This window comes from Streptomyces sp. NPDC057654 (assembly GCF_042800135.1).
Lineage (GTDB): Bacteria > Actinomycetota > Actinomycetes > Streptomycetales > Streptomycetaceae > Streptomyces.
Window position 1 is genome coordinate 1 of record NZ_JBHVHQ010000190.1, and the last position, 11,709, is coordinate 11,709.

The 11,709-nt window shown below is 71.2% G+C and carries 9 protein-coding genes and 1 riboswitch; of the genes, 3 read left to right on the forward strand and 6 right to left on the reverse strand.

All coding sequences use genetic code 11. The annotated features are described in order from the left end of the window. Window positions 1-36: 36 nt before the first annotated feature. Window positions 37-444, reverse strand: coding sequence for an NUDIX domain-containing protein (locus ACFU99_RS16840; RefSeq protein ID WP_384392078.1), 408 nt, complete (start codon window positions 442-444; stop codon window positions 37-39). Window positions 445-536: 92 nt separating this feature from the next. Next, window positions 537-1,481, reverse strand: coding sequence for a trypsin-like serine peptidase (locus ACFU99_RS16845; protein WP_384392081.1), 945 nt, complete (start codon window positions 1,479-1,481; stop codon window positions 537-539). 395 nt (window positions 1,482-1,876) lie between these two features. Here ACFU99_RS16845 and ACFU99_RS16850 point away from each other — a divergent pair, with 395 nt between their 5' ends. Then, window positions 1,877-2,371, forward strand: coding sequence for a helix-turn-helix domain-containing protein (locus ACFU99_RS16850; RefSeq protein ID WP_384392083.1), 495 nt, complete (start codon window positions 1,877-1,879; stop codon window positions 2,369-2,371). 617 nt (window positions 2,372-2,988) lie between these two features. Here the strand turns inward: ACFU99_RS16850 and ACFU99_RS16855 are convergent. From ACFU99_RS16855 to ACFU99_RS16870, 4 genes are all read right to left on the reverse strand, one after another. Continuing rightward, window positions 2,989-3,576 carry a YIP1 family protein gene (locus ACFU99_RS16855; RefSeq protein WP_384392086.1) on the reverse strand — a complete coding sequence of 196 codons (588 nt, stop codon included), beginning with the start codon at window positions 3,574-3,576 and terminating at the stop codon, window positions 2,989-2,991. A 13-nt stretch (window positions 3,577-3,589) separates the two neighbouring features. Beyond that, window positions 3,590-4,378 (reverse strand): L,D-transpeptidase family protein, encoded by a 789-nt coding sequence (locus ACFU99_RS16860; RefSeq protein WP_384392089.1) that lies wholly within the window; start codon window positions 4,376-4,378, stop codon window positions 3,590-3,592. 170 nt (window positions 4,379-4,548) lie between these two features. After that, window positions 4,549-6,012, reverse strand: coding sequence for an APC family permease (locus ACFU99_RS16865; protein ID WP_384392101.1), 1,464 nt, complete (start codon window positions 6,010-6,012; stop codon window positions 4,549-4,551). Window positions 6,013-6,017: 5 nt separating this feature from the next. Beyond that, window positions 6,018-8,768: a sugar-binding domain-containing protein gene (locus tag ACFU99_RS16870; protein ID WP_384392092.1), complete on the reverse strand. Its 2,751-nt coding sequence runs from the start codon at window positions 8,766-8,768 to the stop codon at window positions 6,018-6,020. A gap of 207 nt (window positions 8,769-8,975) precedes the next feature. Between ACFU99_RS16870 and ACFU99_RS16875 the strand changes: the two genes are divergently transcribed. Further along, a complete protein-coding gene (locus ACFU99_RS16875; protein ID WP_384392095.1) occupies window positions 8,976-10,223 on the forward strand; it encodes an FAD-dependent monooxygenase in 1,248 nt (415 codons plus the stop codon). Window positions 10,224-10,261: 38 nt separating this feature from the next. Beyond that, a riboswitch (cobalamin riboswitch) is annotated at window positions 10,262-10,488 on the forward strand. Beyond that, complete coding sequence (locus ACFU99_RS16880) at window positions 10,486-11,661, forward strand: HoxN/HupN/NixA family nickel/cobalt transporter (RefSeq protein ID WP_384392098.1); 1,176 nt, start codon at window positions 10,486-10,488, stop codon at window positions 11,659-11,661. It overlaps the preceding riboswitch by 3 nt. The last annotated feature ends 48 nt before the right edge of the window (window positions 11,662-11,709 follow it).

Sequence of the window (11,709 nt, forward strand, 5' to 3'; positions counted from 1 at the left end):
ACTGAAAGGGGGGCGGGGAGACCCCGCCCCCAACGCTCAGGCGAGCAGCCCCTCGGCCGCGAGCCGCTTGATGACCTGGCCCAGGGCGGGGGCGCCGCGGTGGGTGTCGGCCACGCCCAGCCACGCCAGTTCGGCGATCTCCCGGCCCGGCGCGGGCTCGCCCGCGGCCTCGCCGGGGTAGCAGGTCATGTGCAGCCGCCGGCCGTCCTGCCCGTGGGCCACGTCCTCGACGACGAACGCCTCGGTCAGGGCCTCCGGCGCGGCGTCGACGCCGAGTTCCTCGGACAGTTCGCGGGAGAGCGCCTGCGTGCCGCTCTCGCCGGGCTCCAGCTTCCCGCCGGGCAGGTAGAAGACCTCACGGCCGTGGGTGCGCACGGCGAGCAGCCGCCCGTCCCGCACACACAGCCAGCTCACCGATTCCAGGGCGGGGAGTACCGCTGACACTGCTGATCCACCTCTCGTACGCGCCGTACTGACGTGACGCATTCTCGCAGGAGGGGCGGAACGGGCCCCCGGAGCCCCGGCCTTGGCAGGCTCTACCGCGGCTGCGCCGGGGCATCGCCGCGTACCGCGTGCAGGTACAGCGCCAGGATGTCCCCGGTGAAGTAGGAACTGTAGGAGATATCCGGGAAATCCCCTCCGGTGTGGTATCCGCCGATGACGCCGATGAGGCGGTATCCGGTGAGCGACCGCTCCAGGAACGGGCCGCCCGACGTGCCGCCGATGTAGCCGGCGCAGGCGATCTCCAGGAAGTCGCCGGGCGCGGCCGGGTCCGTGCTGGTGTAGCGGTGGGTGGCGGAGCGGCAGTCCAGCGGCTTGGGGTGGGTGGCGTCGTCGGTGCCGGGATAGCCGATCAGCCGTACGCGCCGGTGCTCGTAGCCGGGGTACACGCCGAGGTCGAAGCCGCCGGCGGCCTCCTGCGCCTCGGCGCCGTCCGTGCGCGGTCCGACCTGTACGACGGAGTAGTCCCAGCGGGCGCCCGCGTCGGTGCCCAGGTCGTAGTAGCGCTGGTCGATGTAGACGCGCTCGACGGGGAAGAGCCCGTAGGGCTTGCGCCCGTCGTGGTAGCGCGGCACGAAGGACAGGTGCCGCTTCGGCTTGGGGGTGCGCAGGCAGTGCCCGGCGCCGACCACGAGGTTGCCGTGCGGGCTGCGGACGATGGTGCCGCCGCAGGACCGGCCGGTGCCGGTGTCGTCCGTCCAGAAGAACGTGCCCACTTGGGGGAGCCCGTCGAAGGGGTGGCTCGGCGCGGGCGGATCGGCGGCCGGAGCGGTGGCGCGCGCGGTCGCCCGTACGCCCCCTGTGACGGGGCGTGCCGCGGTCATCCGCTCCGCCGTCCAGTAGGCGTCGTCCGAGGCGGCGGTGGAGGCAGTGGCGGGGCGTCGGGGGCTGTCGGCGGCGTGGGCGGTGGGCGTCGCCGCGAGGAGGATCAGGGACAGGAGGGGCGCGAGGGGCAGGAGTGCGGGGCGCGGTCTTCTCATGGAGCGGGTCCTCCCGAGGACGGGGGCTGCGGGGCCGGAGTCACTGCCGGTACGGGCGTGCCATCGTCCCCCGCGCGCGGCCTCTCCCGCGAGAGCGCCGCGGCGTCCGCGCGCCGGAGCCTCCCACGAGGTGTGCCACCCCACAGGGCCGGGACTTTTCCTCGCGGCGGGCGCCACCGCATTATGGTCAAGACGGGCCGGAGGTCCTTTAGGTTGCCTCCATGGGGCTGTCAAGAACCGGCCCCCGTTAAACCGGTGGTTAAGTAAGACACACCTGACTTTCCCCGTGACGCCCTGGTGCGGTCCGTTACCTCCATGGCAAGATGCTCTCCACGGCGGTTGCGGGCTTAACTGCCCGTGAGATGCCGTGCGACACATTCCGAAGGATGGAGCAAATGGCAGTCGGGGGCGACAGATCGGCGGGGGCCGGTGAGAGCCCGCTCGCGGAACGGCTCAACTACCTGTTCGCGAGCATGCACCCGCCGGGAGCGCCCTACACCAACGGACACGTGGCGGACCGGATCAGCACCGGGACGGACGAGTACGGCGGGGTCAGCGTGACGGAGCAGTATCTGTCGATGCTGCGCAACGGCCGGCGCGCCAACCCCAGCCCCGATCTGCTGCGGGCGCTCGCCAAGTTCTTCGGAGTGCCGGTCGGTTACCTGTTAGGTGATCTGTCGCCGTCTCAGGCCGAGCGGGTGGAGGAGGAAGTCCGCTTCCTCACCGCCATGCGGGACCAGCGCGTACGCGCCATCGCCCTGCGCTCGGTGGGTCTGCCGCCGGAGGTGCAGGACAGCCTGACGACGATCATCGGCCAGTTCAGACGGCAGATGAACCTTCCGGCAGACCCGCCCGAGACGGGAGCCGAGGACCCGCGAGGCGAGAGCTGAGCGGACCGGGCTCCGCGATCCGGCGCGGGTCGGTGGAGACGAGGTGGCCCTGGACGGGGGTCAAGGCCGCCTGCGACACAGGCTGGTGCCGGGCCCGTACGACCCCGTACGGACCCGGCGCCGCCCGTGCGATCCGTCGGTTTCAGGTCGAGGACGCCGCGATCAGCATGCGGACCGCCGCGGAGGCGGTGGAAACGGCGATCGCAGCAGCACCGGCCTTGCCCGGGCCGAACCGGTCCGCCCGACCGGAGCGTGTGGTTCCAGCGCCATGGCCAGTCGGGACGCCTCGCGCCGGGGCGCGGGAACCCTCTGTGTTCCGGGGGTACCGCAGGCTCGTACGGGGCCCGGTGTCGCGTTTGCGGCACGTGCGGAGCGGCTGCCCGAAGCTCGGGAACGGCTGCCCGAACTCGTTCCGAATGAGGGCCGGTCCGCCCTGAAGTGGCGTTCCACGATTCGTGCGCGTGGCCTGAAATCGCTCCCTGCTCGCTGGTAATCAGTCAGCCGAACAGGTTTTTGATGCATGACCCATCCTTGATGAGGTACAAAGGTTCCTGTGCCCGCCCGGTGTGCATCCCCCGTCGCACCGGGCGGGCCTTTCTCTTCCGCCCTGTGCGCCCTCAGTTCCCCGGCGGGAACTTGAGCAGAGCGCCGGCGGCCAGCATCTGGATGCTCACCGAGGCGAGTGCCTTGTGGGTCGGCAGGTGGTGCTGACCGCGGATCAGCAGGGCGGCCAGCGCGTAGCCGAACAGCCAGGTCAGACCGGCGACGGCGCGTACCGCGAGGGAGTGGGCCGGGAGCCAGGCGTGGAGGGCCAGGCGGGGCAGGTCGGTGGTCCAGAAGAGCACGACGAAGAGCGTGGCCGTGGGGCCGAGTCTGCCATTGCCGCCCAGGTGCCGGGCGATGCTGTGGGTGACGACGCCCAGCACCAGGCTGGCGAACAGGACCCCCGCCTCGACCGTGGCCAGCGACCCGAGGGCGAGCCGGGGGTTGCCGTTCCACTGCTGGTGGAACGAGCCCTTGGTGACGGTGCCGAGCGCGCCGCAGACCAGGCAGAGCAGGACCGCCGCGCCCCACACGGTGCGGTCGCGGGCCTCGTCGAGGATCTCGACGGGGCGGTACCAGAGGCCGGGTATCAGCCGGTGCCAGTACAGCCTGCGCCGTTTCGTGAGGGGCGCGGGCGGGGGCGGGGCGGTGGTCGCAGGCATGGTTGCCGTTCTATCACCGGTGATTTCGCGCCGACGCCGGGCCCATCACGACCACCGGTTCGAGCTTCGGGTCGAGGGTGCGCAGCAGCGTCCGCATCACCTTCGGCTTCAGGCTGACGCAGCCCTGGGTGGGCCCGTCGTGGTCGACGTGCAGCCACACACCGCCGCCCTTCTTCGCGCCGAGCGGCCGCCGCGGGTCGAGCGGTGAGGTACCGGGCACCCGGTTGTAGTCGATCCCGATGACGTAGTCGAAGGCCCCGGCGAGGGGTTCGCCCTCCACGCCGCTGCCGGAGGCGATGAAGGACCCGTTGTGGTCGTACGGGAGCTTCGCGTCCGGGAAGGCGAGCTTGCCGCCCGCGCCGGTGAGGGTGAACACGCCCTCGGGGGAGCGGAGGTCGCCGTAGTGGTGGTCGGGTGTCCAGCCGTGCGCCGCGTTGTGCGCCGGCCAGCTCGGGCCCGGCCGCCAGATCCTGGAGCCCTCGTCGCGGGTGTAGAGGACCGCGGTCGAGTCGGAGGAGTCGGCGCCCTTGCCGGTGACCACCAGAACTTGGCGTGATCCCGCTGGTATTCGTTTGCGCGCGGCGTCGCCGAGACCCGGGATGCGGCCGTCGTCGGTCGGCTTCGCCGCGGGCGGCCCCGCCGCCGGGGCCGTGGGCGGCGTCGTCGAGGGGGCCGTCGCGGGGGCCGTCGCCGCCGGAGCGTCCGCCTTGACCTCGTGCCCCGAGTCCGCCCAACTCCACAGCCCCACGGCGGCGATGGCCGCGGTCGCCGTCGACAGGACGACCTTGCCGCGCCGCGTCACGCGTACACGTTCGTTATCGTTCAATTCCGGTCCACCAGGTAGGGATATACGGATCTTTCGCACCCTACCCGGACGCGCAGATTCCGCTGACCCGAGTGACGCGTGTGGCTGGAATGCAGCCGAAGGCCCCCGCGGAGCAGGGGCCTTCAAGGGGAGAGGCGCGCCGAAGGTCAGATCTCCGCCGGCGTCTGGTCCTCGGCGTCCGGGTCCGCCCCGTGCAGATACTCCTCGCTGATCTCCCGCGGACCGAACGGCCACACCTTCTCGTACCGCGACCACAGCAGGAACGCCACGCAGCCCGCCGCGACCCAGGCCAGCGACCATTCGATGGGGTGCCTGCCGGGCGAGTTCTTGTCCGCGTAGCCGTAGATCACCAGCCAGCCGACGAGCGCGACGAGGCTCGGCACCGGGTACAGCCACATCTTGTACGGCCGCCGCAGCCCCGGCTGCCGGCGGCGCAGCACGGTGACGGCGGCGACCTGCGCCAGCGCCTGCACGATCACCATGACGGTGGTCAGCAGCTGGATGATGGTCGCCAGGTCCGTATGCCTGCCGATCATGAAGCCGACGGCCGTGACCACGCCCATGGTCAGCAGGGACAGCACCGGGAAGCGGTGGCGCGGGTGCAGCTTCCCGTACGGGCGGAAGAACACCTTGTCGCGCGCCGCGTCGTACGGCACCCGCGAACCGCCCAGCAGCCCCGCGAAGACGGAGGCGACGGCCGTGATGAGGATCAGCACCGTCACGGCGTCGGCCGGGCCCTTGCCCCACGCCTTCTCCAGCACCGCCGAGGCGACGGAGGACGACGCCGTGTTGTCCGGGTCGAGCATGTCCTTCCAGTGGATGACGCCGAGCGTGCCGACCTGGAGCAGCAGATAGATCGTCATGATGCCGAGGATCGAGTAGATGATGGCGCGCGGCAGCGTGCGGCCGGGCCGCTTGATCTCGGCGCCCATGTACGCGGCCGTGTTGTAGCCGAGGTAGTCGTAGATGCCGATGGTCAGCCCCGCCGCGAAGCCGATCCAGAAGTGGTTGCTGGTCAGCTCGAAGGCGTGCGCCGGGTATGTGAACGCCCGCTCCGGGCTGAAGTGGGTGAAGGCGGCCAGGATGACGAGCACCACCGAGGCGATCATCACGGTCCACATGACGACGGAGAGCTTCGCGATGTTCTCCACCCGGCGCCACAGCATCGCGAGGATGACGGCGATCGTCACCAGCCCGACCAGGTCGCCCTGGCCCTGGCTCATGCCCGGCCACAGATAGCCCAGGTACTGCACGAACCCGATGATCCCCGTGGACATCGCCAGCGGGATGAAGAGCATCGCCGTCCACACGAACAGGAACGGCATCAGCTTGCCCGTGCGGTACTGGAACGCCTGCCGCAGATAGACGTAGCTGCCGCCCGCGCCCGGCAGCGACGCGCCCAGCTCGGCCCAGATCAGCCCGTCCGCGAGGGCGAGGACCGCGCCCGCGATGAACCCGATCACGGCCTGCGGCCCGCCGAAGGCCGCGACCATCAACGGGATCGTGACGAAGGGCCCGATGCCGCACATCTGGCTCATATTGATCGCGGTGGCCTGGAACAGGCCGATGCGCCGTACGAATCCGACGCGCTCGTCCATGAGGTCCGGCATGTGCATCAGCCCTTTCTCGTGCGTAGCACGCTCCGCGCTGTGCTCTGTGGGGTGTTCCAGCCGGACACCCGCACCGAGGGCGCCGAGCCGTGCAGATCCGCGGCGCGATAGCGCGCGGTGACCGTCACCGACTCGCCGGGCCACAGGCTGACCTGGTTGTCCGACCACCGCACAGGTAGCACCGGTCGGCCCGCCGCGTCCACGACATGGACGTCGGTCATCAGTGCGGGCACGGAACCACCGCCCGTGCGGCGCAAGGTGACGGTCGTCGTGGACATGCCGTCGGACCCCTGGACCGTACGGGAGCTCTGCGCGACCCGCGCCCGTTTCATGGCGGCGAGTCCCTTGAGGTCGGCGTAGGACGTGGTCGGCGTGTAATACCACTCGGTGTGGTCCCAGTCGAGGACGTCCGGCTTCGTGGAGAGCCAGTACACGTTGCGGCTGACCTCCTTGCCCTTCGCGTCGGTGAGCTGGAGCTTGGCGAGATAGGTCCCCTCGATCCCCGGCACCCGTGCCGGGAGCTTCAGCGCGGTGGCCTTGCCGCCGTCGCCGGGCGCGGTCACCGCGGCCTCGCGCGCCAGCTTCCGCCGCCCGTCGGGGGTGTACAGGCTCACGCGCGCCGTGAGCCCGCTCGCGGCGGCGCGGCGCTGGTTGACCACGACCACAGACCGGTCGTCGTAGGAGTACTGGATGTGCAGCGGCTCCCCGGCCTTCTTCGCGCCGAAGTACGCGCCGCCCTGGTCCAGATAGCGGTCGAACAGCTGCCAGTGCAGCGACGTCCAGCCGCTGTTGAGCAGCCAGTAGATGAGACCCGTCGACGGCTTGGACGTGTCGCTCGCGTTGCGCCCGTACGCCTCGAACTCGGCCCGCACCGCCTCGTACTGGGCGAGCTGTGCCTTGCGGACGTAGTCGTCGAGGCTCTTGGGCGCGCCGTAGCGGCCGGCGAGCGCGTTCCCGTACAGCTTGAGATCGCCGAACGTGTGCGACGGCGAGCGGTGGTACTGCCGCGCGGACGGGTCCTTCCAGAGCGTGCGCAGCTCGGCGGGGGACAGCATCCGCTTGAGGGTGTCGAGGGTGGGGATGGACGGACCGGCGCTCGTCTCGGAGTTGAAGCCCGTGGCGCCGCCCTCCCGCTTGGCGTACCAGTAGTCCGGCGGGACCCAGTCGTAGGGGCCGGTCATCTTCAGGCCGGACGCGCCCAGGACGGGCGAGGACCGCTTGGAGGCGGAGGAGACGACGGGATTGGGCCAGTCCGCCGCCTTCAGGGCGTCGAGATAGTCCCGCTCGGTGCGCGCGCCGGGCGCGAAGTCGGAGCCGATGAGGAAGGAGATCACGCTCGGGTGGCCGCGGAGCCGGGCGGCCTCGGCGGCCATGGACGCCTTGGCTATGGGGTGGTCGGCCTCGGTCCACTTCTCGCCGGACTCGTCGCCGTTGTTGTCGCCCTCCCACTTGTCGCAGCACTCCCAGCCGGGGAGCACCAGGATGCCCATCCGGTCGGTCAGCGCGAAGAACTCGTCCGGCTCGATATGACCTTCCAGCCGTACGGTGTTGAGGCCGAGGTCGCGTACGTACTCCAGCCGGTCCGCCACATAGCGGCGGTCCCAGCGCAGGAAGATGTCCGAGAGCCAGCCGCCGCCCTTGATGAGCAGCGGCCGCCCGTTGACGGAGTACCGGCGCGCCCCAGACGGGTCGAGCGGGGCCTTGACGTCGCGGACGCCGAACTCGTCGTGCGCCGTGTCGGAGGCCCTGCCGTCCACGCTCGCGGTGAGGTCGAGCCCGTACAGCGGCTGACCGCCCATCCCGGCCGGCCACCACACCTTCGGATGGGACAGCCGCAGCCCGGGGGTGTCGGCGGGGCCGAAGGAGACCGTCCTGCTCTCGTGCGCGGCCAGTCGCACGCGCTTGCTGAACCGGACCGGCCCGATGGCGCCGGAGACGGTCGCGGTCACCGGGGCGGCCGTCTCATTGCGCGCGGCGGCCTTGACGGTGAGGTCGGCCCAGTCCATGGCGGGCAGCGCGAGACCGGTCGTCACATGCGCGTCGCGCAGCGCGACGGGCCCGCCCCGGCGCACCAGGACATCGCGGACCAGACCCATGTTCGCGTCGGGCGGCGGCTGCTGCCAGTCGACCCAGCCCATCGTCAGGTGCTTGTTCGGATCGTTGGGACGGACCTTCAGCGCAACGGAGTTGACGCCCTTTCGGATCAGCGGCGTGACATCGAGCTCATGCCGGGTGTACGCGCCGGCGACCTGGTCCGCGCCCGCGACGCGCTTGCCGTTCACATAGACGTCGGCCGCCGAGAGCACGCCGCTGAAGTCGAGATACGTGCGCGCCGAGGCGTCGGCGGAGTTCGCGACGGTAAAATCCGATCGGTACCACCAGGGGACGGAGAAGTCCTTCGCGGGGATCTTCTTCATGTTGGTGGAGTAGAAGGGATCGTCGGGGTACGTGCCGTCGGCGAGCAGCGCGGCGAGCACGGTGGAGCGGGCGGCCGCCGGATGCCAGCCCCTGGTGTCGTAACCGGGGGTGGAGACGGTCTCGGCGCTGTCGGCGACGTCGGCCGAGGACTGGATCGCGAACCCCGAGAGCGGCGTCGCGGCCCCCGCTTCCGGCGCGGCCCGCGTGACGGGGGCGCTCGGCGGGGCGGCGGGGCGCGGCTGGGGGGCGGTGGCGCGCGCGGGGAGGGCGACGGCGGGAAGGGCGAGGCTCAGCAGCAGGCCGGTGACGGCGATGGGCGCGACGGGGCGGAGGGACACAGGGGGTACCTCTCGGACGGCTGAGGCGACATGAGTCGGCGCGGGGAGTGGCGGAAGCGGCTCAGGCGGTTCAATTCACCTTTCACAAATGGAAGTTAAGAAAGTTAAGAAACCTTCCTATTGGGTGGGGCAGGACGCTAAGGACTCGTAACGTTCATGTCAATGACCTGGACGGAGTCCGGCCGGATGACTGGGTGAGGGGACGCTGTGCGCGGAGGACGAGTGGCCGTCGTGGGCGGCAGCATCGCCGGCTGTGCCGCGGCGCTGGCCGCCGTACGGGCCGGGGCCGCGGAAGTCGTGGTGTACGAACGGGCCGCCCGGCGGCTCCAGGACCGGGGCGTGGGGCTCGCCATCCAGCAGGACCGGTACGCCGAACTGGAAGCGGCCGGATACGTCGACGCCCGCATGCCCTGGGTGCGGCTCGCCCGGCGCGTCTGGCTGCTCGGCGACACGGACGCGCGCGGCGGCCGGGAGTTCGGGGTGCTGCCCTTCCCGTTCCGCTCCTACAACTGGGGTTCTCTGTGGACGGAGTTGCGCGCCCGCGTCCCCGAGAAGGTCGCCTACCACTCCGGCGCCGCCGTCGAATCCGTGACCCCGGACGCCGGTCGCGGTCCGGGGCCGCGCGGTCCGGGGCCGCGCGGCGCGGTGCTGCGCCTCGCGGGCGGTGCCGAGGAGCGGTTCGACCTCGTGATCGGCGCGGACGGTTACCGCTCGGTCGTACGGGCCGCGATGTACCCCGACATCGCGCCCCGGTACGCCGGGTACCTCGCCTGGCGCGGCTCGCTGCCCGCCGAGCGGCTGCCGGGCCCCCGCGAGACCTGGGCCGAACAGGACGCCGCCACCGTCGCGTTCCCCGAGGGCCACATGATCGCGTACCGCATTCCGGGCCCGTACGGCCGCGGCGCCTCCGTCAACTGGGTGTTCTACGCGGTGCCCCCGGACGTACCGGGCCTGCGGCTCGACGACCCGACCGTACCGCCGCCGCGCACGGTGACGGCAGAGTTGATGGAGCATCAGGAAAAGGTGGTGGCACGTCACTTCCCGCCGTACTGGCGGGAGGTCATCGAGCGCACCCGCCCGCGGGACACCCTGGTGCAGCCCATCTTCGACCTCGCCGTGCCGCACTTCGCCAAGGGCCGGCTCGTCCTCCTCGGGGACTCCGCCGCCATCGCCCGCCCGCACACCGGCAGCGGCGCGGTCAAGGCGCTCCAGGACGCCACGGTGCTGGAGCGCGCCCTGCGCTCCGCAGAGGACTGCGACGCGGGGCTGGCCGCGTACGACGCCGAGCGCGCGCCGATCGGCCGCGCGGTGCTGGAGCTCGGCAGGCGGCTCGGCCGGGCGCAGGTGCTGTCCGTACCCGACTGGGCGGCCATGGACCAGCGGTCCACCGAGGAGTGGTGGCGCGCGGCCTCGGAGGGCGAGAAGGGGTTCGGCGGCCATGCCCTGGGTGGATGATCACATCCGTTCACCACTGGTCAGAGCCGCCGAAACCGTTAAAGTAGCCGGGCCGTGGTGTTCGGGAAGACCGGTGAGGGGTCCTTGTGGCCCTATTCCGGAGCGGCCCTCGCCACTGTGATCGGGGGGTCCTCAGCCCGTTCCGTACGCGCTTCGGCGGGCGTACGGAGCCACTGGCCGCAGCCTGCGGCCGGGAAGGCAGGGAGGAGAACAGCGCGAGCTGAACCCGTAAGCCAGGAGACCGGCCACGGCATCTCACGAAATGATCCACGAGGTGCTGGAGCGTGACTTACGGATGGCCCTGCCCACCGATACCCCCACTGGTTCCCCCGATTCCCCCGCCGGCCCCGGCTCCCCGGCCGCCGCGCCCGCGTTCCGCTGGCAGCGGCAGGACACCCTGCGCACCGCCGGCCTGCTGGCCGTCATAGCCGCGCTGCACGTCGTCGCCTTCGGCGTGCTCTTCCTGCTCGTCGTGCCCAGCCACTACACGGTCGGCTCGCAGGTCTTCGGCGTCGGCCTCGGCATCACCGCCTACACCCTCGGCATGCGGCACGCCTTCGACGCCGACCACATCGCCGCCATCGACAACACCACCCGCAAGCTGATGGCCGACGGCAAGCGTCCGGTCTCCGTCGGCTTCTGGTTCGCCCTCGGCCACTCCAGCGTCGTGGTCGCCATGGCCGCGCTCGTCGCGGGCGGCGCCCACCTCGCCGGCACGCTGATCAACGAGGACTCCGCCGCCCACCAGACGCTCGGCGTCGTCGGCACGACCGTCTCCGGGACCTTCCTCTACCTCATCGCCGCGCTCAACCTGGTGGCCCTCGCGGGCATCTGGAAGGTCTTCCGCTCCATGCGCGCGGGCCGCTTCGACGAGGCCGAGCTGGAGGAGCACCTGGACTCGCGCGGCTTCATGAACCGGGTGCTCGGCCGGTTCACCCGCTCCATCACCCGCCCCGGCCAGATGTATCCGCTCGGCTTCCTCTTCGGACTCGGCTTCGACACCGCGACCGAGGTCACGCTGATGGTGATGGCGGGCAGCGGCGCCGCGGCCGGGCTGCCCTGGTACGCCATCATGTGCCTGCCGCTGCTCTTCGCGGCGGGGATGAGCCTCTTCGACACGCTCGACGGCACGTTCATGAACTTCACGTACCAGTGGGCGTTCTCCAACCCGGTCCGCAAGGTCTACTACAACCTCACCATCACCGGCCTGTCGATCGCCGTGGCCTTCCTCATCGGCACGATCGAGCTGGTGAGCGTCCTGCGCGAGAAGCTGGCCATGGACGACGCGGTCACCGGCTGGATCTCCGGACTCGACCTCGACAACGTCGGCTTCGTCATCGTCGGGCTCTTCGTGGTGGTCTGGGCGATGGCCCTCGCGTACTGGCGGTTCGGGAAGGTCGAGCAGCGCTGGGCGGCCCGGACGGCGCCGGAGGGCTGACCCGGCCGACGGATGGTGACGAGGGGGCGGCGTGGCCCGGTGCCACGC